This is a genomic window from Cupriavidus sp. USMAHM13 (assembly GCF_001854285.1).
Classification (GTDB): domain Bacteria; phylum Pseudomonadota; class Gammaproteobacteria; order Burkholderiales; family Burkholderiaceae; genus Cupriavidus; species Cupriavidus malaysiensis.
Genome location: NZ_CP017751.1, coordinates 2,555,154 through 2,578,385, shown reverse-complemented (window position 1 = coordinate 2,578,385; position 23,232 = coordinate 2,555,154). Strand labels below are relative to the sequence as shown.

17 protein-coding genes are annotated in these 23,232 nt (G+C 68.2%); 8 read left to right on the top strand and 9 right to left on the bottom strand.

Annotated elements, in window-relative coordinates:
• Window positions 1–16: 16 nt before the first annotated feature.
• From BKK81_RS11300 to BKK81_RS11270, 7 genes are all read right to left on the bottom strand, one after another.
• Complete coding sequence (locus tag BKK81_RS11300) at window positions 17–3,886, bottom strand: transporter substrate-binding domain-containing protein (protein ID WP_071012891.1); 3,870 nt, start codon at window positions 3,884–3,886, stop codon at window positions 17–19.
• 89 nt (window positions 3,887–3,975) lie between these two features.
• On the bottom strand, window positions 3,976–4,854 hold the full coding sequence (locus BKK81_RS11295; RefSeq protein WP_197523910.1) for an EAL domain-containing protein: 879 nt from the start codon (window positions 4,852–4,854) through the stop codon (window positions 3,976–3,978).
• Window positions 4,855–5,274: 420 nt separating this feature from the next.
• Entirely contained in the window at window positions 5,275–6,069 is a 795-nt protein-coding gene (locus BKK81_RS11290; RefSeq protein WP_071012888.1) for a peptidylprolyl isomerase, read from the bottom strand.
• 38 nt (window positions 6,070–6,107) lie between these two features.
• Window positions 6,108–6,401, bottom strand: a complete 294-nt coding sequence (locus BKK81_RS11285; protein ID WP_071012886.1) for a BolA family protein — start codon at window positions 6,399–6,401, stop codon at window positions 6,108–6,110.
• Between the two features lie 34 nt (window positions 6,402–6,435).
• Window positions 6,436–6,987, bottom strand: coding sequence for a septation protein A (locus BKK81_RS11280; protein WP_071012885.1), 552 nt, complete (start codon window positions 6,985–6,987; stop codon window positions 6,436–6,438).
• Between the two features lie 116 nt (window positions 6,988–7,103).
• Window positions 7,104–7,559, bottom strand: a complete 456-nt coding sequence (gene msrB, locus BKK81_RS11275; RefSeq protein WP_071012883.1) for a peptide-methionine (R)-S-oxide reductase MsrB — start codon at window positions 7,557–7,559, stop codon at window positions 7,104–7,106.
• A gap of 129 nt (window positions 7,560–7,688) precedes the next feature.
• Window positions 7,689–9,236, bottom strand: coding sequence for a protein adenylyltransferase SelO (locus tag BKK81_RS11270; protein ID WP_083384069.1), 1,548 nt, complete (start codon window positions 9,234–9,236; stop codon window positions 7,689–7,691).
• A 372-nt stretch (window positions 9,237–9,608) separates the two neighbouring features.
• Between BKK81_RS11270 and BKK81_RS11265 the strand changes: the two genes are divergently transcribed.
• The 6 genes from BKK81_RS11265 (at window position 9,609) to BKK81_RS11240 (ending at window position 16,533) form a co-directional block, all read left to right on the top strand.
• The gene (locus tag BKK81_RS11265) at window positions 9,609–11,234 is read left to right on the top strand and encodes a 3-(methylthio)propionyl-CoA ligase (protein ID WP_071012881.1); all 1,626 of its coding nucleotides are present in this window, start codon (window positions 9,609–9,611) and stop codon (window positions 11,232–11,234) included.
• 120 nt (window positions 11,235–11,354) lie between these two features.
• Complete coding sequence (locus BKK81_RS11260) at window positions 11,355–12,590, top strand: branched-chain amino acid ABC transporter substrate-binding protein (protein ID WP_071012880.1); 1,236 nt, start codon at window positions 11,355–11,357, stop codon at window positions 12,588–12,590.
• 195 nt (window positions 12,591–12,785) lie between these two features.
• Window positions 12,786–13,733, top strand: coding sequence for a branched-chain amino acid ABC transporter permease (locus BKK81_RS11255; protein WP_071012878.1), 948 nt, complete (start codon window positions 12,786–12,788; stop codon window positions 13,731–13,733).
• A gap of 3 nt (window positions 13,734–13,736) precedes the next feature.
• Window positions 13,737–15,050, top strand: coding sequence for a branched-chain amino acid ABC transporter permease (locus tag BKK81_RS11250; protein WP_071012876.1), 1,314 nt, complete (start codon window positions 13,737–13,739; stop codon window positions 15,048–15,050).
• Complete coding sequence (locus tag BKK81_RS11245) at window positions 15,047–15,820, top strand: ABC transporter ATP-binding protein (protein WP_071012874.1); 774 nt, start codon at window positions 15,047–15,049, stop codon at window positions 15,818–15,820. Before BKK81_RS11250 ends, BKK81_RS11245 begins: the two co-directional genes overlap by 4 nt.
• On the top strand, window positions 15,820–16,533 hold the full coding sequence (locus tag BKK81_RS11240; protein ID WP_071012872.1) for an ABC transporter ATP-binding protein: 714 nt from the start codon (window positions 15,820–15,822) through the stop codon (window positions 16,531–16,533). Before BKK81_RS11245 ends, BKK81_RS11240 begins: the two co-directional genes overlap by 1 nt.
• A 254-nt stretch (window positions 16,534–16,787) precedes the next feature.
• On the opposite strand, the gene BKK81_RS11235 is transcribed toward BKK81_RS11240, so the two are convergent.
• Window positions 16,788–18,143, bottom strand: coding sequence for an esterase-like activity of phytase family protein (locus tag BKK81_RS11235; RefSeq protein WP_071012871.1), 1,356 nt, complete (start codon window positions 18,141–18,143; stop codon window positions 16,788–16,790).
• 123 nt (window positions 18,144–18,266) lie between these two features.
• Window positions 18,267–19,853: an amino acid permease gene (locus BKK81_RS11230; protein ID WP_083384068.1), complete on the bottom strand. Its 1,587-nt coding sequence runs from the start codon at window positions 19,851–19,853 to the stop codon at window positions 18,267–18,269.
• Between the two features lie 509 nt (window positions 19,854–20,362).
• Between BKK81_RS11230 and BKK81_RS11225 the strand changes: the two genes are divergently transcribed.
• Together BKK81_RS11225 and pncA are read left to right on the top strand one after the other, a co-directional pair.
• On the top strand, window positions 20,363–22,444 hold the full coding sequence (locus tag BKK81_RS11225) for a 3-hydroxyacyl-CoA dehydrogenase NAD-binding domain-containing protein (protein ID WP_071012870.1): 2,082 nt from the start codon (window positions 20,363–20,365) through the stop codon (window positions 22,442–22,444).
• A gap of 75 nt (window positions 22,445–22,519) precedes the next feature.
• Window positions 22,520–23,215 carry a bifunctional nicotinamidase/pyrazinamidase gene (gene pncA / locus BKK81_RS11220; protein WP_071012868.1) on the top strand — a complete coding sequence of 232 codons (696 nt, stop codon included), beginning with the start codon at window positions 22,520–22,522 and terminating at the stop codon, window positions 23,213–23,215.
• Window positions 23,216–23,232: the final 17 nt, after the last annotated feature.

The following is a 23,232-nucleotide window of genomic DNA, read 5'->3' as shown; positions in this document are numbered from 1 at the left end:
GCTCCGGCGGGCTGCCTCAGTCCGGCTTGCTGACGCGCAGCAGTTGCGCGTCGAGCGCCTGTGTGGCCGCTTCGACGGCCGCAATGGCGGCGCGCAGTGCCTGCCGCGAAGGCGGCACCGCCCGGCACGCGGCCTGCAGGCCTGAGCAGGCATCGACGAGCTGCGCTGCCCTGAGCAGTTCGGCGGCGCCGCGGATGCGATGGGCGATGCGGCCCAGGGCCTCGGTGTCCGGCTGCCGGCGCAGCCTGGCGAGGGTGCGGCGATCCTGCACATTGGCGTGCAGCATGGCGTCGACCAGCCGCTGCACCAGTGCCGCGTCGCCGCCGGCCAGTTCTCTCAGTTCCCGCGCCATGCGTGGGTCATCGGCGTGTGCCTGCGGCGTGGGCTCGAGCGCAGCCGTCACCGCCTCCCGCGAGTCGGGAACGTCCGGCAGGGCCGGCAGTGCAAGGCCGTCGGCGCCGGCTGCATCAGCCTGCGTATCCGCATTCGTATCCGCATTCGTATCGGCTGCCGGCTGCGCGGGAGCGGGCAGGGCGGCGGCCCCGCCGGGCGTGCGCACTGCCGCGGTGGCCAGCACTTGCTCCAGGCGGTCCAGTCCCAGCGGCTTGACCAGGCAGTCGTCCATGCCCGCCTCGACGCAGGCGGCGATTTCCTCCTTGCGCGCGTCGGCGGTCAGGCCCAGCACCAGGCAAGGTGCGAGCCCGCGCGACCGCTCATCGTCGCGGATCGCCTTGGCCAGCGCCAGCCCGTTCATTTCCGGCATATGGCGATCGGTGATGACCGCATCGAAGCGGTCCTCGTGCCAGGCCTGCAAGGCCTGCCGGCCGTTCTCGACGCAGGTGGTGCGATGGCCCAGGAATGCAAGCTGCTGGCACAGCAGCAAGCGGTTGACCGCGTGGTCGTCGGCCACCAGTACATGCAGCCTGCGGGCCGGTGCCGGCATCGGCGCGGCCTGCGCGGCGGCGCTCGCGGTGTCCGGCGTCGCGGGCTGGCAAGCCGGCAAGGTCTGCAGGGTCAGTACGACCTCGATGCGCGTGCCGGCACCGGCGGCGCTGTGCATGAGCAGCGAACCATCCATCATTTCGCACAGCGAGCGGCAGATCGACAGCCCCAGGCCGGCGCCGCCATGTGCGGCGCCGTGTTCATCCACGTCGCCGGATGGCGCGACCTGGGAGAATGGCTGGAACAGGCGCGCCTGATCGACCGGCGCGATGCCGATGCCGCTGTCTTCTACCGACAGCTTCACCCGCATCCGTTCGGCACCGGCCGGCTCCCCGCCCAGGTGGATGCGCACATAGCCGTGCGCGGTGAACTTGATCGCATTGCTGACGAGGTTGGACAGGATCTGCTTGAAGCGCATCGGATCCACCAGCACGTCCGCGCCGACACTGGAATCCATTTCCAGCGTCAACGCCAGTCCCTTCTGCCGGGCCGGGCCGTCGAACACGCGCACGACGGATTCGGCGAGGTCGCGCAGGCGGGCCCGCACCGGTGTCAGGCTGAGATGGCCGGATTCGATGCGCACGATGTCCAGGATGTCGCCGATCAGGGCCAGCAGGCCGTTGGCCGACGCATAGGCGGTTTCGATGGCCGCGCGGTCGATCTCGCCCGCGCGGGCGCGGCGCAGCGCCAGTTCGAGCGTGCCGATGACCGCGCTCATGGGCGTGCGGATCTCGTGGCTCATGGTGGCCAGGAAGGTGGTCTTGGCGCGGCTGGCCTGCTGCAGCGCGTCGATCAGGCGGCGCTGGTCGGTGATGTCCTGCCAGCCGCACACCACGCCCTTGAGCGTGCCCGAGGCGTCGCGATAGGGCTGCACCCAATGGTCGATCCAGCGTGCCTCGCCGTGGATGCGCACGGCGAGCTGGCGCCGCTGCGGCTGGCCGTCGGCGATCGCACGCAGGTAGCCGGCGTGGAAGTCGGGGGCGGACTTGAACAGGCTGGCAGGCAGCGCCGCGGCGGTCTTGCCGAGGGCATCGTGCGCGCTGATGCCGAGCACCTCTTCGTAGCGGCGATTGAAGGACAGCAGCCGGCCTGTGCAATCGCGCACATAGACCGGGTCGGGCAGCCCGTCGGTGAAGGTCTGCTGGAACTGCAACTGGTCGCTCAACGCACGTTCGGCGCGCAGCCGCTTGCGTACCTGGCGGCGCAGGTGGAACACCCAGGCGGCGGACAGTGCCAGCAGGGCGACGGCGCCGGCGACGATCCAGGCGATGGTCTGGCGGTAGTCGCGCCAGGTCTGGCCGGTCATGGCGGCGTTAGGGCGCCAGCGGTTGACGATGGATTGCAGCTCGTGCGGGCCCGAGGCCAGCAGGGCCTTGTCGAGAATGGACTGCAGCTCGGTGTCGCCGCGCCGCATGGCCAGGCTCAGCGGGGTGCTGTCCGGGCTGATCAGGCCGCTGACGGCCAGCTTGTCGCCGTACAGGCGCGTGATGTAGTAGCGCGCCGCGCCCAGCGACAGCACGGTGGCGTCTGCCTGGCGCTCGGACACCATGTGCAGCGCGTCGAGGATGGTCGACGGCGTGTCGATGGGCACCGAGGGGTAGGCGGCCCGTGCCTGTTGCGTGGCGATGTGCCCGCGCGCGATGGCCAGCCGCTTGGCGGAAGGCGGCTGCAGGGCATCCGGTTCGACCGGCGCGTCCTTGCGCGCGACCAGCACGAAGTAGTCCGAGGTGAACGGCCGCGAGAAGCGCAGGCATTCCTCGCGCTCGCTGGTCGGGCTCAGCACGGTGAGGTCGGCCTTGCCGTCGGTGAGGGCGCGTTGCAGGCTGTCGAAGCTGCCGGTGCGCGTGAATTCGAAGCGCAGGCCGGTGCGCAGCGAGACCAGTTGCAGCAGGTCCGCCAGGATGCCGTTGAAGTTGCCGTTGGCATCGAAGAAGGCGACGGGGGCGAGGTCGTCGTTGACGGCCAGCCGCACCACCGGATGGCGGCTGATCCAGCGCCGCTCCGCTTCGTCCAGCTCGACGCGCTGGCCGGGCAGCAGCACGCTGTCGCCGCTCCAGCGCATGGCGATGCGGTCCAGCTTGCCCTGGCCGAGCGAGGCCAGCGCGCTGTCGACGATGCGCGCCAGCGGCGTGCCGTCGCGGCGCATGCCGAAGCCGAAGCCACTCGGCTCGGCGGGCAGGAAGCGCGCCAGCCGCACGTAGTTGAAGAAGCTCTGGCTCACCAGCAGCGAAGCCGATAGCAGGTCGCCGAGATAGAGGTCGGCCTGGCCGAACGCCACCGCGGCCATGGCCTGGGCATGGCTGCGGTAACGCACGAAGCGGGCGTCCGGATAGGTCGCCTGCAGCGCCGGGCCGGACAGGTAGTCCTGCGCCAGGGCCACCGTCAGGCCCGACATGTCGTCGGGCGGCGCGGCGGCTTCGCCCTGACGCTGGAACAGGGCAGGCAGGTCGGGCGCGTACGGCCGGCTGACCACCAGGCTGCCGTTCGCGCGCGCGGCACGGCCGGCGCTCGCAAGCAGGTCGATGGTGCCGGCTTCCAGGGCCTGCGTGGCCTGGGCGCGGTCGGCGAAGCGGCGGATCTCGATGTCGACATTGAGTTGCTGCCGCAGCAAGGCGGTCACATCTGCCGTGATGCCTTCGTAATCGCTGCCGTGGACGATGTCCAGCGGTGGCTGACCCGGAGCGGGTACGCCGAGCACGAGGCGTCGCTTGTCGCGCAGCCAGCGCCAGTCGTCCGCGTCGAGCGGCACCGTGCGGCGTTCGAGCGGAAGGTGGCTCTGCAGGGACAGGGACGAGGTGTTGTCGTCCCAATCCTGGGCCAGGGCAGGGGCTGGCGCCAGGGCAAGGGCGGCCAGCATGGCGGCGGCGAGTGCCAGCAGCAGCGCAAGGGTGGAGGGCCGGCAGGCGTGCAGCGTGCGCGGCGGCAGGACGCGTCGTTCAGGCATGGCGGGAATCCGGGTCGGCAACGAAGGGCGCCGTGCGCGTTGCGCAGGGCGTGCGGGTGGCGGGAGCGCGGTGCCCGCCGCAGCGGCGATCAGAGCGCGGGCGAAGACGTCCCGCCCTTGGCGCGGGCCGGTGCCGCCAGCGCGGCGGCGCGAGGGGCAAACCGTCGCAGCAGTGCCTCGCGCGCCATCGGCGGCGCCAGGCCGAACCCCTGGCCGATACGGCAACCCATGGCTAGCAGACGCTGCCGCTGTGCCGATGTCTCGACGCCTTCGGCGATCAGTTCAGCGGCCAGTTCGCGCGCCAGCAGCAAGGACGCGCGCGCCACCGCGCGGCTGGCGCGGCTGTGTTCCAGCGCGCGCACGAAGGCGGCATCGAGTTTGATCTGGTCGAAGGGGAACTCGCACAGGCGTGCCAGCGACGAGTGGCCCTGGCCGAAGTCGTCCATGGCCAGCGCACAGCCCATGCGGCGCAGCGCGCGCAGGGTTTCCAGCGCGGCCGGGCCCAGGACGGGAACGCCGTCCGCGTCGGCTTCGACCACCTCGAAGGCGAGGCCCGAGAGCGGCAGGCCCGCCGCCGCAGCGGCGCGGCCGACGTCGTCGGCGAAGCCCGGCCCGGCGAGCTGCTCGGGGCGCAGGTTGAACGCCAGCGCCAGCGCTTGCGCGCGCCCTGACAGCTCACGCTGCAGTGCCAGCCCCTGGCCGAACATGCGTGCGAACAGCTCGGTGAACAGGGCCCGCGAGCTGGCGGGGGCGGCTTCCATGGCCGGCAGGAAGGCGCCGGGCGTCAATAGCCCCAGGCGCGGGTGCTGCCAGCGTGCCAGCACCTCGGCGCCGTGCCAGCTGCCATCGCGCAGGTCCACCTTGGGCTGGAAATAGGCGACGAACTCGCCGGCGTCAAGGCCGCGCCGGATGTCGTCAAGCGTAGGTGCCGTCGCTGAGGCCAGTGCCAGTGCGGCGGACGGATGCACCGCCACACTGGCCGGCGGGCACGCGGCATGGCGCGGTGTGGCGTTGCGTGGCGGAAGGGGGCGGTTATAGGAAAGTAGTGAGCGTTGGATAGGCACGGATCAATGCGTTTAGGGAATATGACGACATATTCCTTGGAACAGCTCGTGCCTTCTATGAGACGAATCCGATTGGATTAGGAATGAATCCCGATCGAACGTGGAAAAATCTGAGCCATTGTCGGCTGCCGGCGGGCAGCGCACAGTCGCGCCGGAGATGTGGCGGCGGAAATGATCAAGCAACCGGCTGGGAAGTCGGCAGGGGAATCTGCCGCAGGAAAGAAAAAAGGGGCGGGGAGCCCCTTTTCCAGCCTGGCAGCGCGAGACGGTGCCGCCAGGCTGTGTGCATTACCGCGCGTGTGGCGGCATGCGGGATGGGGAGGCTTACTGGATCTTGGCCTTGTCGCGCAGCGACTTCATCATGGCCTGGAACTGCTCGCGCTGCCAGTTCTGGTCGCCCATCAGCATCTGCTGCAGCTGCGGCTTGACTTCCTCGAAGGTCGGGACCTTGGCGTCGCGCGTTTCCAGCAGCTGGATGACGTGCCAGCCGAACTGGGTCTTGACCGGGGTGTCGGTCAGCTGGCCGTTCTTCAGGCTGGTCATCGCGGCCGAGAACTCGGGCACGTAGCTGCTGCTGTTGGCCCAGTCGAGGTCGCCGCCGTTGGCCGCCGAACCCGGATCCTTGGAGGAGGCCTTGGCCAGGTCCTCGAACTTGGCGCCGCCCTTGATCTTGGCGATGATCGCCTTGGCCTCGGCCTCGCTCGGCACCAGGATGTGGCGCACGTGGTATTCCTTGCCGTTGCCGAACTGCGACTTGATCTTGTCGTACTGCTTGCGCAGCTCGGTGTCGCTGGCGCCGTGGGTCTTCACGTAGTCCTCGAACACCGCGCCGGCCAGCACGTTCAGCTTGGCCTGCTCCAGTTGTTCCTGCACGTCGTCGCGCTGGGTCACGCCGCGCTTGTTGGCTTCCTGCAGCAGCAGTTCCCGGTCGATCAGCATGCTGCGGGCACGGTCGCGCAGCTCCGGATTGTCGGGCTGGCCGGTGCTGGCGATCAGCTTGTCCACCTTGGCCGAGGGGATGGCCTTGCCATTCACGACGGCGGCGTTCTGGGCAAAGGCGGGCAGGCTGCCAGCGGCAAGCACAGCCGCCAGGCTGAACGAGAGGACGGAGGTCTTCATGGAATCAGGTCGGAGAGTTGCGTGAATTGCGTGAAGAATCAATCGCGGGAAGAGTCGCGGGATCGGTATTCTTGTTCGGTGTAGGCGGTCACGGCCAGCGCGTGGATCTGCGCCGGGAACAGACTGCGCAGCGCATCATACACCATGCGGTGCCGCGCCACGCGGTTCTGTCCGGCAAAGCGCTCGCTGACGATGGTCACGTGATAATGGCCCCCGCCCGAGGCCGCGCCGGCATGGCCGGCATGCAGCGCGCTGTCGTCGCGCACGGCGAGGGTGGTGGGGGCGAGGGCGGCGCGCAGCAGCGCGTCGAGGGTGGCGGGATCGGCTGCCATGGCTGGAAAGTCTCGGGTGGTTCGCTGCGGCCGCTCAGTCGGGCGTCTTGTCCTGGGTGTCTTCCTGGATATGGCGGGACAGCCAGATGCTCTGCAGCACGATGAACACCAGCATCAGCCCCATGCTGCCGAACAGCTTGAAGTTGACCCAGGCGTCGGTGGAAAAGGTGTAGGCGACGTACAGGTTGAGCACGCCCATGGCGGCGAAGAAACCGGCCCAGGCGGCGTTCAGGCGGGCCCACATGGCCTCGGGCAGCGTGACCTGCTTTTCCATCATGGCGCGGATCAGGTTCTTGCGCCAGCCGATCACCGACCCCAGCAGGGCCACGGAGAACAGCCAGTAGAGCACGGTCGGCTTCCACTTGATGAAGGTCTCGTTGTGCAGCAGCAGCGTGGCGCCGCCGAAGACGGCGATGATCAGCAGGCTGATCCACTGCATCGGCTCGACCTTGCGGTGGCGCGCGAAAGTCCAGGCGATCTGCACCACGGTGGCGACGATGGCCACGCCGGTGGCGGCGTAGATGCCCTGGAACTTGAAGGCGATGAAGAACAGGATGACCGGGAACAGGTCGAACAGGAATTTCATGCAGGCTGGTCAGGATTGAGGATCGGCGCCGGCCGGGGATGGTCCCCCGCCGGCGGTTTCCGCGCTTCCGGCGGTTTCCGTGGCGTCGCCGGGCGCAGGCCCGGCGCCGCAGCAGATCAGCGGGAGGCGTCCGGCGGCGTGGCGCCGGACGGATGGTTCCCGTCGGCTTCCCGCTGCGCCGGATCGCGGTCGTCGAATTTTAGCGCAGCCGAGTTGATGCAGTAGCGCAGCCCGGTCGGCGCCGGCCCGTCTTCGAAGACGTGGCCGAGATGGCTGTCGCATTCCTTGCAGCGCACTTCCACCCGCACCATGCCGTGCGAGCGGTCCGTGTGCTCGGCAATGACCTCGCCGTTGATCGGGCGGAAATAGCTGGGCCAGCCGCAGCCGGCGTCGAACTTGGTGGCCGATTCGAACAGCGGCGTGCCGCAGGCGACACAGTGGTAGATGCCGGAATCCCAGTGGTCCCAGTAGCGCCCCGTGAACGGGCGCTCGGTGGCAGCCTCGCGGGTCACGCGGTATTCGATGTCGGAGAGTTGCTGGCGCCATTCGGCGTCGGTTTTCTTGACGGTCATATGTCGTTCTCCAGGTGCGGCCCGGGCCAGCCGGAGCGCGCCACGATTGGCGGTGTTGCCGGGCGCGCGGGCCCGGCGTCAGCATGAGTCGGACGGCAGGGGCCCGACCTTACAGTCCCGGGGACGGGTTCAGGAGGAGCAGCTTACCTCCAGTCCGGCCGCCCAGTCGGGCGGCAGCGCGGCGTAGGCCTCGGCCTCGGGCTGCTCGTCGAAGGGACGCGACAGCACGGCGAGCAGGCGCTCCACCTCGCTGAAATCCTTGTCGCGCGCGTGCCGGATGGCGGTCTCGGCCAGGTGGTTGCGCAGCACGTACTTGGGGTTGACCGCCAGCATGGCCGCGGCGCGCGCGGCATCGTCGGACTGTTCGGCACGCAGGCGCGCCCGGTACTGATCGGCCCAGGCATCCCAGGCGGCACGGTCCAGGAAGAGATCCCGCACCGGCGCGTCCCGGCTGCCGTCGGCCGACGAGATGCGGCTCAGGTGGCGCCAGAACAGCGTGTAGTCGACGCGTTGCCCGTGCAGCAGCTGGAACAGGCTGGTCAGCAGCGGTTCGTCGTCTTCGTCGCGCTCGCCCAGCCGGCGCAGGCCCAGCTTGGCGCGGTAGAGGCGGAAGAAGGCGCTGGCGTAGCGTTCGCGGAACGGGTCCAGGGCCGCGCGGGCGGCCGCGATGGCGGCTTCCTTGCCGGCTTCCCCGGCTTGCGGGTCGCGCCACAGCGGCAGCAGGGCCTGGGCCAGGCAGTGCAGGTTCCAGAAGGCGACCTGCGGCTGCTGGCTGTAGGCGTAGCGGCCCTGGTTGTCCGAGTGGTTGCAGATGTGGTTGGCGTCGAAGGCGTCGAGGAAACCGAAGGGGCCGTAGTCGATGGTCAGCCCCAGGATGGACATATTGTCGGTGTTCATCACGCCGTGGCAGAAGCCCACGGCCTGCCACTGGGCGACCAGGTCGGCAGTGCGCAGGGTCACCTCGCGCAACAGGGCCTGGTAGGGCTGGGCATCGTCGCGGCAGGCCGGCAGGAAGCGGTCGATGACGAAGTCGGCGAGCGCGCGCAGCGAGGCCACGTCGTCGTGGGCGGCGAAATGCTCGAAGTGGCCGAAGCGGATGAAGGTCGGCGCCAACCGGGTCACGACCGCCGCCGTTTCGATGGTCTCGCGCCGCACCGGGGCGTCGGAGCCGACGATGGCCAGCGCGCGCGTGGTCGGGATGCCCAGTGCAGCCATGGCTTCCGAGCACAGGTACTCGCGGATCGACGAGCGCAGCACGGCGCGGCCGTCGGCCATGCGCGAGTACGGTGTCATGCCGGCGCCCTTGAGCTGGATCTCGAGCGGGCCCGCCGCAGTGGCCGCCTCGGCCAGCCGGATGGCGCGCCCGTCGCCGAGCTGGCCGGCCCAGACGCCGAACTGGTGGCCCGAGTAGACCGAGGCCAGCGGGTCGGCCCAGTCCGGCACGCGGTTGCCGACGAAGGTCTCGACGAAGCCGGGCTGGCGTGCGATGTCGGCATCCCAGCCGAGCAGGGCGGCGGCGGCCGGCGCTACCCCTACCAGGTAAGGCGAGGGCAGCGGCGTGGGCGCGAGGCGGGTGAAGAACTGCGGCCCGAGCGCGGCGAAGCCGTCCTCGGTGTGCAGCGGCGCAAAGTCGCTGCCTGCGGGTTCGGTGGGAGGGGCGCTCAGGTCCGTGGCCATGGTCTCTCTTGGGGGCGGCGCAGCGGCGCGGGGCCGTGCATTGTCTGCAAGTGCGCTTGCAGGCTAGGGAAAACGACATGTTGAGGCGCAACATGCCACGCAGTATTGTACTTGGACGCCGAAAACCGGCTCTTGTCTGACAGCCTTCACGGAAAGCTCACCGCCCGGTCCCCGTCGATGCCTGATGTGATCGGTGGGAGGGGCTGGCGAGGAGCCAGCGTGGAGGTGAGAGCGGCGGCGGCAGTCGCATCACCATTCCAGGGATCCCGTTGACGTTGATGCAACGGATGGGAAGAATCGCAAAAAAATAGCACGATTGTTCGCTTTTTTGACGGGTGCCCGGCAACCAATGAGAAGACAGGAGACGAGTTCATGGCATTGATGGGTCAAATGATGAGCGCACCGCTGCTCATTTCCTCCATCATCAAGCACGCTGCACGCTATTACGGTGACACCGAAATCGTCTCGCGGCGCACCGAAGGCGACATCCACCGCTACAACTACCGCGAGTGCGAACTGCGCTCGCGCAAGCTGGCCCAGGCCCTGGCCGCGCTCGGCGTGCAGCAGGGCGATCGCATCGGCACACTGGCCTGGAACGGCTACCGCCACCTGGAGATCTACTACGGGGTGTCGGGCATGGGGGCGGTCTGCCACACCATCAACCCGCGGCTGTTCCCCGAGCAGATCGCCTACATCATCAATCACGCCGAGGACGGCTATGTCTTCTTCGACCTGACCTTCCTGCCGCTGGTCGAAGGCGTGGCCGCGCATTGCCCGAAGGTCAAGGGCTGGGTGCTGATGAGCGACCGTGCCCACATGCCGGCCGAGTCCAAGGTGCCGCTGCTGTGCTACGAGGACCTGATCGACGGGCAGGACGGCGGCTACACGTGGCCGACCTTCGACGAGAACACCGCCTCCAGCCTGTGCTACACCTCGGGTACCACCGGCAATCCCAAGGGCGCGCTCTACTCGCACCGCTCCACCGTGCTGCATTCCTACGGTTCGGCGCTGCCGGACGTGCTGAACTGCTCGGCGCGCGACGTGATCCTGCCGGTGGTGCCGATGTTCCACGTCAATGCCTGGGGCCTGCCGTACTCGGTGCCGCTGGTGGGCGCCAAGCTGGTGTTCCCCGGGGCCAAGCTGGACGGCGCTTCGCTCTATGAGTTGTTCGAGCAGGAACAGGTCACCTTCTCGGCCGGCGTACCGACCGTCTGGCTCGGCCTGTTGCAGCACGTGCAGGGCAATGGCCTGAAATTCTCCAGCTTCCACCGCACCGTGATCGGCGGTTCGGCCGCGCCGCCGGCCATGATCCGCGCGCTGGAGGCACTCGGCGTCGACGTGGTGCACGCCTGGGGCATGACCGAGATGTCGCCGCTCGGCACGGCCGGGACGCTGATGGCCAAGCACGATGCGCTGCCGGACGACGAGAAGCACCTGATCCTGGAGAAGCAGGGGCGCGTGGTGTTCGGCGTGGACATGAAGATCGTCGACGGCGATGGCGAGGAACTGCCGTGGGACGGCAAGGCCTTCGGCGACCTGCATGTGCGCGGGCCCTGGGTCATCGACCACTACTTCCGTGTCGATGCCTCGCCACTGGTGGATGGCTGGTTCCCCACAGGGGACGTGGCCACCATCGACGCGGATGGCTATATGCAGATCACGGACCGCAGCAAGGACGTGATCAAGTCGGGCGGGGAATGGATCTCGTCGATCGATATCGAGAACGTCGCGGCCGCCCACCCGGCGGTGCACATGGCGGCCTGCATCTCCGCCTTCCATCCGAAGTGGGATGAGCGCCCGCTGCTGGTGGTGGTCAAGAAGCCGGGCGCCGAGGTGACGCGCGAGGAACTGCTGGCCTTCTTCGAAGGCAAGGTGGCCAAGTGGTGGATTCCGGACGACGTGGTGTTCACCACGGAGATCCCGCTGACGGCCACCGGCAAGATGCAGAAGCTGAAGCTGCGCGAGCAGTTCAAGGACTACCGGTTGCCGTCGGCCTGAGGCCGCGGTGGCAGGGTATTCCCGCCGGCCCGCGGCGCGGGCCGGCACCGGTGCGGGCGGGTGGCTGCCGCCGGCCGTCAGGACCAGGTAAGCCAACGAAAAAAGACAAAGGAGACAGATATGATCAAGATGCGTCCGCTGGTGGCCGCCACCGCCTTGTTCGCCGCCCTGGGGTCCGGCGCGGCAGGCGCGGATACGGTGAAGATCGCCTTCATCGATCCGCTTTCCGGGCTGATGGCGCCGGTCGGCCAGAACCAGCTCAAGAGCTGGCAGTTCGTTGCCGACGTGGCCAACCAGAAGGGCTGGGGCGGGCCGCACAAGTTCGAGGTGGTCGGCTTCGACAACAAGCTGTCTCCGCAGGAAAGCCTGACCATCCTGAACCAGGCCATCGACCAGGGCATCCGCTACATCGTGCAGGGCAACGGCTCCTCCGTCGGCCTGGCGCTGGAGGACGCGGTGGCCAAGCACAATGCGCGCAATCCGGGCAAGGAGATCGTCTACCTGAACTACGCGGCGGTGGACCCGGACATGACCAACAGCAAGTGCAACTACTGGCATTTCCGTCTCGACGCCAACTCCGACATGAAGATGGAGGCGCTGACGACCTACCTGGCCAAGGACCCGAACGTCAAGAAGGTCTACCTGATCAACCAGAACTACTCCTTCGGCCATCAGGTGGCGCGCGCCGCCAAGGATTACCTGAAGCGCAAGCGTCCTGACATCCAGATCGTCGGCGACGACCTGCACCCGCTGGCCCAGGTCAAGGATTTCGCGCCCTACGTGGCCAAGATCAAGGCCTCGGGCGCCGACACCGTGATCACCGGCAACTGGGGCAGCGACCTGGCCCTGCTGATCAAGGCGGGCAAGGACGCCGGCCTCAACGTCAACTACTACACCTACTACGCCTCGACCACCGGCGTGCCGACCGCGATGGGCGCCGCCGGCGCCGAGCACGTCAAGTACGTCGGCTACTACAACACCAACAACCAGGGCTTCAAGGGCGCGGACGTCATCGAGGGCTTCAAGAAGAAGTACAACGACGACTTCTACGTGATGGCGGCCTACACCGGCATCGCCATGCTGGGCAAGGCCTTCAAGGACACCGGCAGCACCGATCCGGTGAAGGTGGCCAAGGCCATGGAGGGCATGAAGGTCGACAGCCTGAACGGCTCGGTGGAAATGCGCGCCTCCGATCACCAGGCCCAGCAGCAACTGGTGGTCGCCACCTGGACCAAGACCAACGGCAAGGACATCCGCTTCGACCAGGAGAACACCGGCTACGGCTGGAAGACCGATGCCCTGCTGGACCAGTACGTGGCGGCGCAGCCGACTTCCTGCCAGATGAAGCGTCCTTGAAGACGGCGCAGGAGGTGGCATAGGAGGCGGTGCCGCGCGGCGCCGCTTCCTTCCTGCATACTGCGGATCTGGAAACGCGGGCCTGCCGACCCCTGCCGGCGGCCCGCGCGGCGGCGCTCGCCCGCCGGCATTGCCCGTATCCCCATCGCCGTGCGGCTCCCCGCGTGCCGGCGGCGCAAGACGGAAGGACTGGTTGTGGAATTCTTCATCATTTCCCTGTTGAACGGCATCAGCTACGGGCTGCTGCTGTTCATGCTGTCGTCGGGGCTGACCCTGATCTTCAGCATGATGGGCGTGCTCAATTTCGCGCACGCCAGCTTCTACATGCTGGGCGCCTATTTCGCCTACACCATCGCGAGCAAGGTGGGCTTCTGGCCGGCGCTGATCCTGGCGCCGCTGCTGGTGGCGGGCGCCGGCGCGCTGGTCGAGCGCTTCGGCCTGCGCACGGTGCACAAGTACGGCCACGTCGCCGAGCTGCTGTTCACCTTCGGCCTGGCCTACCTGATCGAGGAAGGCGTCAAGCTGGTGTGGGGGCTGGCGGCCGTGCCCTACCGCATCCCGGCCGAGCTGGACGGGCCGCTGTTCATGGTGTTCACCTCCGCCTTCCCCAAGTACCGCGCCTTCATGATGCTGGTGTCGCTGGCGATGCTGGTGGCGATCTACCTGGTGCTGACGCGCACGCGCATCGGCCTGGTGATCCAGGCGGCGCTGACCCACCCCGACATGGTCGAGGCGCTGGGCCACAACGTGCCGCGCGTGTTCATGATGGTGTTCGGCGGGGGCGCCGCGCTGGCCGGGCTGGCCGGCGTGATCGGCGGCAATGCCTTCGTCACCGAGCCGTCGATGGCGGCGGCGGTGGGGTCCATCGTCTTCGTGGTGGCGGTGGTGGGCGGCATGGGATCGCTGGTGGGGGCCTTTATCGCCTCCATCCTGATCGGCCTGCTGCAGACCTTCGCGGTCACCCTCGACGGCTCGCTGGCCGGCCTGTTCGCCTCGTTCGGGGTGGAGGTGACCAGCAGCACGCCGTTCTATTCGCTGTGGAAGCTGACGGTGTCGCAGGTGGCGCCGGTGCTGCCCTATGTATTGCTGGTGCTGATGCTCATCGTGCGCCCGCGCGGCCTGATGGGTACCCGGGAGAGCTGAGCCATGGAGTCGACGATGCAACAACCCCGCGAGCCGGCCAGGACCGGCCGTACCATGCGCTATCGCCCCCTGAACCTGGCGCGCTGGATCCTCTGGGGCGTGACCGCGCTGCTGATGGCGGTGCTGCCGCTGCTGTTCCCCGGCGGCTTCGCCATCACGCTGCTGTCGCAGATGGGGATCATGATCATCTTCGCGCTGTCGTACAACATGCTGCTCGGCCAGACCGGCATGCTGTCCTTCGGCCACGCCGTGTATTCGGGCCTGGGCGCCTTCATCGCCGTGCACGTGCTCAATATGGCGGGCGCCGGCAAGCTGTGGGTGCCGGTCTCGCTGCTGCCCCTGGTGGGCGGCGTGGCGGGCGCCTTCTTCGGCGTGCTGTTCGGCTACGTCACCACCAAGAAGTCGGGCACCACCTTCGCCATGATCACCATGGGCATCGGCGAGATGGTGTTCGCCAGCTCGCTGATGTTCCCTGATTTCTTCGGCGGCGAGGGCGGCATCTCCACCAACCGCATGGTCGGCGACGCGGTGCTGGGCATCACCTACGGCCCGGCGCGGCAGGTCTACTACCTGATCGCGGTGTGGTGCCTGCTGTCGATGGCCGCCATGTACGCGTGGACGCAGACCCCGCTGGGGCGCATCGCCAACGCGGTGCGCGACAACCCGGAGCGGGTCGAGTTCATCGGCTACAACACGCAGCGCGTGCGCTACCTGGTGGTGATCCTGTCGGCCTTCTTCGCCGGCATCGCCGGCGGCCTGTCGGTGATCAACTTCGAGATCGTCTCGGCCGAGAACGTCAGCGCGGTGCGCTCCGGCGGCGTGCTGCTGGCGGCCTTCATCGGCGGCGCGGGCGTCTTCTTCGGGCCGGTCATCGGCGCCGTGGTGTTCGTGCTGTTCGCGGTGGCGCTGTCGGACCTGACCAAGGCCTGGCTGCTCTACCTGGGCCTGTTCTTCGTGCTGATGGTGATGTTCGTGCCGGGCGGCATCGCCAGCCTGCTGACGATGCAGGTGCCGCTGCTGGCCAAGGGCAAGCTGCGCCGCATGCTGCCGTCGTACGCGGCGGCCGGCGCCGCCAGCCTGGTGCTGCTGTGCGCGCTGATCCTGACGGTGGAGCTGGTCTACAAGCTGCAGGTCGACAGCGCCAACGGGACCGACATGACGCTGGCGGGCATCGGCTTCGATGCCGCCACCTTCACGCCCTGGGCGGTGGCGGCCGCGATCTGGCTGGTGGGTGCGCTCGCGTGGCGGGTGGCGACGGGCAAGGTGCGCGCGGCGTGGGACAAGGTGCAGATGGAAATCGCGGGAGGCAAGGCATGACGGCGGCACTCGAGCTGCGCGATGTGCGCAAGAAATTCGGCCAGACGGAGATCATCCGCGGCGTCAACCTGAGCATCCCGAAGGGCGAGCGGCACGCGCTGATCGGCCCCAACGGGGCCGGCAAGTCGACCACCTTCAACCTGATCTCGGGCCGCTTCGCCCCGAGCTCGGGCTCGGTCCAGCTCAACGGCCAGGAGATCGGCGGCCTGCAGCCCTTCGTCATCAACCGCATGGGGCTGTCGCGCAGCTTCCAGATCACCAATATCTTCCACCGCCTGTCGGTGTTCGAGAACCTGCGCTGCGCCGTGCTGTGGTCGCTCGGCTACAAGTACTCGTTCTGGCACCGGCTGTCGGAACTGCGCGACGCGCGCGTGCGGGCCGAGGAGGTGCTGGAGCTGATCGGCCTGCATCACCGCCGCGACACCCAGGCCGGCCTGCTGACCTATGCCGAGCAGCGCGCGCTGGAGATCGGCATCACCATCGCCGGCGGCGCCGAGGTGATCCTGCTCGACGAGCCGACCGCCGGCATGAGCCGCTCCGAGTCCGACCACGCGGTCGAGCTGATCCGCAAGGTCACCGTGGGCAAGACACTGGTGATGGTGGAGCACGACATGAGCGTGGTGTTCGGCCTGGCCGACCGCATCTCGGTGCTGGTCTACGGCGAGGTGATCGCCACCGATACGCCGGAAGCCATCCGCAACAACCGCAAGGTCAAGGAAGCCTACCTGGGCACGACGCTGGACGAACCCGCCACCGAAGGAGCGCACTGATGGCCAAGCGCATGCTGAACGTGCAGGGCCTGCACGCCTACTACGGCAAGAGCCACATCCTGCATGGCGTCGACCTGCACGTGGAGGAAGGCGAGATCGTGGCGCTGCTGGGCCGCAACGGCGTGGGCCGCTCGACCCTGGCCAAGGCCATCCTGGGCATGGTGCGGGCCGAAGGCTCGGTGCGTTTCCGCGACGAGGAGATCCTCGGCCGGCGGACCTTCGAGATCGCCCACCTGGGCGTGGGCTACGTGCCGGAGAACCGCGACATCTTCCCGACGCTGACGGTGCGGCAGAACCTGCTGCTGGGCGAGAAGCGCAACCCGCGCCAGGCCAAGCCGCGCTGGACTGTCGAGGACATGTACCGGCTGTTCCCGCGCCTGAAGGAGCGCGAGCACACCGCCGCCGGCGTGCTGTCCGGCGGCGAGCAGCAGATGCTGACGCTGTGCCGCACGCTGATGGGCGACCCCGACCTGGTGCTGATCGATGAGCCGACCGAGGGGCTGGCGCCGATGATCGTAGCGCTGGTGGGCGAGTACCTGAAGGCGCTCAAGGAGCGCGGCATCTCGGTGCTGCTGATCGAGCAGAAGCTGGCCATCGCGCTGGACATCTCGCAGCGCGTCTACGTGATGGGCCACGGCCACATCGTGTTCGAGGGCTCGCCCGCCGAGTTGAAGGCCAATGCGCAGGTGCGCAAGGAGTGGCTGGAGGTGTAAGGGAAGGGGGCTGCGGCGCGATCGGCTTCGCGCCGCGCGGGATTGCTCCCGCTGGTTTGCTCCCCTCTCCCGCTTGCGGGAGAGGGGCTGGGGGAGAGGGCAGGCGCTGGCGAACGGCGACGTGCTGGACGACACAGACGGCTTCGTTCGTGCGTGGCGCCTTGCTAGACCACCCCTCTCCCCAACCCTCTCCGTGCGGGGAGAGGGAGCCAAGACCGTGTGCTTGGCGATCGGGGTTGGCGCAGCCGGCTTCCTTACTTCGCCTTCAGGAATTCCCCGGCTTCCAGCAGCACCAGCTCGTTGTCGTCCGCCTTGTTCGGCTCGCGGCTGCTGGAGAACGGCATGTTGTTGTCGTTGCCGACCACGATGTGGCTGGCGTCGACCACATCGACATTCTCGATGGTGAAGAAGGGGAACTTGAGCACGCCCTCGTTGAGGGGCTTGCGCGCCAGCTTGCCGGGGTCGGCGATGTTCAGCAGGTCGATGTAGCCGATCTTGCGCACGGCGCCGCCGGCGTTGCTGTCGTCCAGCGCGATCTTGTAGACGCGCTTGAAGCGGGCGATGTCGGCGAAGCAGTCGTTGCGTTTCTGGCCTTGCGGGCAGGCCTTGTCGGCGGTGCCTTCACCATTGTCGCGCTCGATGATCATGCCGGTGCCGGCATCGATCATATTGAAGTCGCCGATGGCGTTGCCGTTGGCTTCCAGCGGATACAGCCAGGAGCGGCCGGTCCAATTGCGCGCCTGGGTGTCGAATTCCAGGATGCGCAGCGCTTCCTTGCCGTCGAGGCGCTCATAGTCCTTGGCGTCGGCCTTCCACAGCGGCCCTTCCAGCAGCGCGTACAGGCGGCTGCCGTCGGGCGACGAGGCCATGCCTTCGAAGCCCTTGGAACGCTTGACCTGGAAATCGACCGTGCCGCCGGGTACGCCCGGCGTGGTGACGGCGGGGTGGTCGGGCGAGCGCACCGCCTTGCCGTCGACCAGGGTGTCGTAGACCGTCAGCACCTTGCCCTTGAGGTCGGCCTGGATCAGGAAGGGCCCGAACTCGTCGCCGATCCACAGTGAGCCGCCGGCGAACTGGAAGCTCTCGGTGTCGAAGTCCGAGCCGGTCAGGTAGCGCTGCCTGGTGCCTTCGTGGACGATGCGGAAGGGCACCTTCTTGTCGGGATCATGCAGGAAGACGGTGGCCAGGCGCTGGAACTTGCCGCTCTGGAAGTCGACCTTGTAGTGGTTCAGGTAGAGCATGAAGTCCGGCGAGTTGGCCTTGCTGCCCGCGCCGTTGTCGGTCAGCACCCAGAAGGTGCCGTCGGCCATGTGCTTGATGCCCGAATGGCCTTGCAGCGGCTGGCCCTGGAACGGCAGGGAAATGCCGGTCGGTCGGCCGTTGGACTGGCCCTCCACGCTGCCGACCTTTTCCACGCGGCTGCCGGTGGTGAACTTGCCGCTGACCTGCAGGTCGGCCGGCGCATCCTTGGGGGCGGGGATGTAGCTCTGCGCCGGCAGCACGGCGTGGCCGGCGAGGGTGGCGGGATAGGCGGGTGCCGGGGTCTGGGCGGCCGCGGACCAGGCCGAGGCGGTCAGCGCGATGGCGGCGGCGAGCGGAAGCAGGCGCATGGGCGGGATCGTGGCAATGGAGAGGCGCACACGATGCCCGAGCCGTGTGACGCGTGCATGACATCCGCCGGCTCCGCATCTGCGCCCGGCGCCCGGTCCGCCTGTGCGCGCTCGCCCTCGGGCCTACTCGGCTGCCGCCAGGGCTTCGCTGCCGCCCGCCTTCGCGCCTGCCGCGGTGGCCGGCGGCGGCAGGTGGAAGCGCATGTCGCCATAGGCCACCAGCCGGGTCTTGCGCACGGCACGGTAGCCCAGCCACAGCGCCAGGAACACCGGTACGCCGATATAGGTGGCCAGGATCTCGCCCCAGTGCGCGCGCACGTCGGAGAAGGCCTGGTAGTTCTGTCCCAGTACGATCACCAGGCACAGCGCGCCGGCGAACAGCGGGCCGAACGGGAACAGCGGCGAACGGTAGGCCAGCCGGCCCAGGTCGTAGCCCTGCCGCACCAGTCCGCGGCGGAAGCGGTAGTGGCTCACGGCGATGCCCAGCCAGGCGAAGAAGCCGGTCATGCCCGAGGTGTTCAGCAACCACATATAGACGACCTTGTCGCCGAACAGCGAGCTGAGGAAGCACAGCGCGCCCACCGCCGTGGTGGCGAGCAGGGCATTGCGCGGCACGCCGTGCGGCGTCAGGCGGGCGAAGGCGCGCGGGGCGCGGCCGCTGACCGCCATGCCGTACAGGATGCGGGTGGAGGCGTACATGCTGGAGGTGCCGGCCGACAGCAGCGCGGTCAGCACCACGGCATTCATCACCCCGGCGGCAAAGGCCAGCCCGGCGCGGCCGAACACCAGCGCGAAGGGGCTGACGCCGACGTCGGTGACGTCGTTGCGCAGCAGGTTGGGGTCGGTGTAGGGAATCAGCACGCCGATGATCAGGATGGCCAGCACATAGAACAGCAGGATGCGCCAGAAGGTCTGCCGGATCGCGCGCGGGATGGTGCGGGCCGGATCGGCCGCCTCGCCGGCGGCGACCGCCACCGTCTCGGTGCCCTGGAAAGAGAAGCCGGCGATCATGGCCACGCCGAACATCGCCGGCAGGCCGCCGACGAAGGGCGCCTCGCCCACGGTGAAGTTGTGCCATCCCGACTGCGGGCCGCCGTGCAGGATGCCGAAGATCATCAGCGAGCCGATCGCGAGGAAGATCACCACGGTGGCCACCTTGATCAGGGCGAACCAGTATTCGGACTCGCCGAAGCCGCGCGCCGAGAAAGCGTTGATCGCAAGCATCAGGACCAGGAAGCCGGCGCTCCAGGCCACGCCCGGTACGTCGGGGAACCAGTACAGCATGACCATCTGGGCGGCGGCCAGCTCCACCGCGATGGTGACGGCGAGGTTGAACCAGTAGCTCCAGCCCAGCGCGAAGGCGAAGCCTTCCTCGACATAGAGCCCGCTGTAGGTGACGAAGGAGCCGGCCACCGGCATGTGGACCGCCATCTCGCCGAGACTGGTCATCAGGCAGTAGACCATCAGCCCGATCAGGGCGTACATCAGCAGGGCGCCGCCCGGCCCGGCCTGGGCGATCGAAGCGCCGGAGGCGACGAACAGGCCGGTGCCGATGGCGCCGCCCAGGGCGATCATGGTCAGGTGGCGGGCCTTGAGGGTGCGGTGCAGGTCTTCGGCCTGAGTGCCGGCCAGGCCGGTGGCCGGGGCAAGGGATGCGGGGGCCGAGGCGGTGGCGTCGGGTGCGGAGGGGAAAGAACGGCGGGACGACATCAAGTGGCGGCCCCGGCCGGTCGGGCCGGCTTCGTGGGCTGGCGCGCGGGTGGGGCGTCGATTCGGAAAGGCGCGAGTCTACCCTGTCCTGGAGTCCTTGGGCGAGGGCGGGCCCGCCAACCCGGCAAATATCGGGCCACGGAGACTAGAGGGCGGCCTCGAATGCGATCCGGGGGCGCAGGAAGTGCCCGATAGGACATCGTGGCCACAGTTCCAGGCGGCTTTCCCGCCGCCGCATGCACGGCGCCGCAGGCGGCCATGAACTCCGCGAATAGCGGCTTCCAGGCCGCAGAAAATGAAATTGAACGACCGTGCTATTTTGTGTATGCTTGTCTCGCTCGTCGCCCTGAGGGACGATGGGAGGCCGCCCGGCGGCGCCTCTGCGAGGCATGCGCGCAGCGCGCCGGGAACGGATGGCAGGACGCGCCACCGTTGGGGCGGCAGGCGGCAAAACAATAATTCGAGAATTCGAATCCCGAGACAACCTTCAAGACACCAAAGGAACCAGCATGACAGCGCAGTATCAGGTTCAGGACGGCGTAGCCGTCATCACGCTCGACAATCCCCCCGTCAATGGCCTGGGTTACAGCACCCGGCTCGGTATCGTCGAAGGCATGACCCGTGCGCTGGATGATGCGGCCGTCAAGGCCATCGTCATCACTGGCGCCGGCAAGGCTTTCTCGGGCGGTGCGGACATCCGCGAGTTCAATACGCCGAAGGCGACCCAGGAGCCGACCCTGCATTCGGTGATCCGCGTGATCGAGGGTTCGACCAAGCCGGTGGTCGCCGCTGTCCACTCCGTCGCCATGGGCGGCGGCCTGGAACTGGCGCTGGGCTGTAACTACCGCGTGGCCTCGAAGGGCGCGCAGATTGCGCTGCCGGAAGTCAAGCTGGGCCTGCTGCCCGGCGCCGGCGGCACGCAGCGCCTGCCGCGCGTGATCGGCCTGGAGGCCGCCGCCAATATGATCGTCTCGGGCGCTGCCGTGCCCAGCGAGAAGTTCGCCGGCACCAAGCTGTTCGACGAGATCGTGGAAGGGGATGTCCTGCCCGCCGCCGTCCAGTTCGCCAGGAACGCCGCGGCCGCGCCCGGCCCCTACCCGAAGGTGCGCGACCTGAAGGTCAAGCACGAGAACCCGGAAGGCTACCTGGGCTTCGCCCGCAACACCGTCACCGCGATGGCCAAGAACTTCCCGGCGCCGGTCAAGTGCCTGGAAGCCGTGGCGGCCTCGCTCAAGCCCTTCGAGGCAGGCCTGAAGGCCGAGCGCGAAGGCTTCATGTTCCTGGTCGGCACGCCGGAGTCGCGCGCGCTGCGCCATGCCTTCTTCGGCGAGCGTGCCGCCAGCAAGATCCCCGATGTGCCGTCCGACACGCCGATCCGCAAGATCGAGAAGGTCGCGGTGATCGGCGCCGGTACCATGGGCGGCGGCATCACCATGAACTTCCTGAACGCCGGCATCCCCGTCACGATGCTGGAAATGAAGGCTGACGCGCTGGAGCGTGGTGTGGCCACCATCCGCCGCAACTACGAGAACAGCGCCAAGAAGGGCAAGCTGACGCAGGAGAAGGTCGAGCAGCGCATGGGCCTGCTGACCACCACCCTGACCTATGACGACATCAAGGACGCTGACCTCGTGATCGAGGCCGTGTTCGAAGAGATGGGCGTCAAGGAAACCGTGTTCAAGAAGCTGGATGAAGTCGTCAAGCAGGGCGCCATCCTGGCCTCGAACACCTCGACGCTGGACGTCGACAAGATCGCATCCTTCACCAAGCGCCCGCAGGACGTGGTCGGCATGCACTTCTTCAGCCCGGCCAACGTGATGAAGCTGCTGGAAGTGGTGCGCGGTGCCAAGACCGCCAAGGACGTGCTGGCCACGGTCATGCAGGTCGCCAAGAAGATCAAGAAGACCGCGGTGGTGTCGGGCGTGTGCGACGGCTTCATCGGCAACCGCATGATCGAGCAATACAGCCGCCAGGCCGGCTACCTGCTCGACGAGGGTGCGCTGCCCGAGCAGGTCGACAAGGCCATCGAGAAGTTCGGCTTCGCCATGGGCCCGTTCCGCATGGGCGACCTGGCCGGCAACGACATCGGCTGGGCCATCCGCAAGCGCCGCGCCGTGGACAAGCCGGACATCCAGTACTCGAAGACCGCCGACCTGCTGTGCGAGATGGGGCGCTTCGGCCAGAAGACCGGCGCGGGCTGGTACGACTACAAGGCGGGCGACCGCAAGCCGTACCCGAACCAGCAGGTCAACGACATGATCGTGCAGCACTCCAAGGACCTGGGTATCACCCGCCGCAAGATCTCCGACGAGGAGATCGTCGAGCGCCTGGTGTTCGCGCTGGTCAACGAGGGCGCCAAGATCCTGGAAGAGGGTATCGCTTCCAAGGCCTCGGACATCGACATGGTCTACCTGACCGGCTACGGCTTCCCGCTGTTCCGCGGCGGCCCGATGCTGTACGCCGACCAGGTCGGCCTGTACAACGTCGCGCTGGCGATGGCCCGCTATGCCAAGGGCTATCACGGCGAAGCGTGGCAGGCAGCGCCGCTGCTGAAGAAGCTGGCGGCCGAAGGCAAGGGCTTTAACGACTGAGCGCGGCTGGCGCGTCCGGGCGCGTGCGGGGACTCTCCGCGCGCCGGGCGGCCGGCGGCAAGGAAGGGCAGCGAGATGGATACCGCGAAGGGCTCCGGCAATGTATTCGAAGACGGCTTCGAATACGGCCCCGGTGATTGCCTGCTGGTGATCGACGTGCAGAACGACTTCATGCCGGGCGGCGCGCTTGCCGTGCCGCATGGCGACGAGGTCGTGCCCGTGGTCAACCGGCTGGCGCGCCGCTTCGCGCAGGTGGTGCTGACGCAGGACTGGCATCCGGGCGACCATGTGTCGTTCGCCGCCAACCACGCCGGCGCCCAGCCGTTCCAGACGCTGCCGCTGCCATATGGCGAGCAGGTGCTGTGGCCGGTGCACTGCGTGCAGGACACGCCGGGCGCCGCGCTGCACGCAGGACTGGCGATACCGCACGCACGGCTGGTGGTCCGCAAGGGCTGCCAGCGGCAGGTGGACAGCTACTCCGCCTTCCTGGAGGCGGACCGTGCCACCCGCACCGGCCTGGCCGGCTACCTGCGCGAGCAGGGCGTGAGCCGCGTGTTCTGCGTGGGGCTGGCCACGGACTTCTGCGTGGCCTGGAGCGCGCTCGATGCGCGTGCCGCCGGTTTCGAGGCGGTTGTCGTCGAGGATGCCTGCCGTGCCATCGACCTGCAGGGCTCGCTGGCGAGCGCCTGGCAGCAGATGGCGGCGGCCGGCGTGGTGCGCGCCCAGTCCGATGCCTTGCCGCAGCCAGCCCGGCCCGGTCCGGCCCATTGATGCATAGACCGATGCGC

Coding starts and splice junctions, on each gene's coding strand:
- BKK81_RS11240 (WP_071012872.1), top strand. CDS start 15,820: ATGGCCAAGCGCATGCTGAACGTGCAGGGCCTGCACGCCTACTACGGC.
- msrB (WP_071012883.1), bottom strand. CDS start 7,559: ATGACCGTCAAGAAAACCGACGCCGAATGGCGCCAGCAACTCTCCGAC.
- BKK81_RS11245 (WP_071012874.1), top strand. CDS start 15,047: ATGACGGCGGCACTCGAGCTGCGCGATGTGCGCAAGAAATTCGGCCAG.
- BKK81_RS11300 (WP_071012891.1), bottom strand. CDS start 3,886: ATGCCTGAACGACGCGTCCTGCCGCCGCGCACGCTGCACGCCTGCCGG.
- BKK81_RS11270 (WP_083384069.1), bottom strand. CDS start 9,236: ATGGCCACGGACCTGAGCGCCCCTCCCACCGAACCCGCAGGCAGCGAC.
- BKK81_RS11230 (WP_083384068.1), bottom strand. CDS start 19,853: ATGTCGTCCCGCCGTTCTTTCCCCTCCGCACCCGACGCCACCGCCTCG.
- BKK81_RS11250 (WP_071012876.1), top strand. CDS start 13,737: ATGGAGTCGACGATGCAACAACCCCGCGAGCCGGCCAGGACCGGCCGT.
- BKK81_RS11265 (WP_071012881.1), top strand. CDS start 9,609: ATGGCATTGATGGGTCAAATGATGAGCGCACCGCTGCTCATTTCCTCC.
- pncA (WP_071012868.1), top strand. CDS start 22,520: ATGGATACCGCGAAGGGCTCCGGCAATGTATTCGAAGACGGCTTCGAA.
- BKK81_RS11225 (WP_071012870.1), top strand. CDS start 20,363: ATGACAGCGCAGTATCAGGTTCAGGACGGCGTAGCCGTCATCACGCTC.
- BKK81_RS11285 (WP_071012886.1), bottom strand. CDS start 6,401: ATGGCAGCCGATCCCGCCACCCTCGACGCGCTGCTGCGCGCCGCCCTC.
- BKK81_RS11235 (WP_071012871.1), bottom strand. CDS start 18,143: ATGCGCCTGCTTCCGCTCGCCGCCGCCATCGCGCTGACCGCCTCGGCC.
- BKK81_RS11260 (WP_071012880.1), top strand. CDS start 11,355: ATGATCAAGATGCGTCCGCTGGTGGCCGCCACCGCCTTGTTCGCCGCC.
- BKK81_RS11280 (WP_071012885.1), bottom strand. CDS start 6,987: ATGAAATTCCTGTTCGACCTGTTCCCGGTCATCCTGTTCTTCATCGCC.
- BKK81_RS11290 (WP_071012888.1), bottom strand. CDS start 6,069: ATGAAGACCTCCGTCCTCTCGTTCAGCCTGGCGGCTGTGCTTGCCGCT.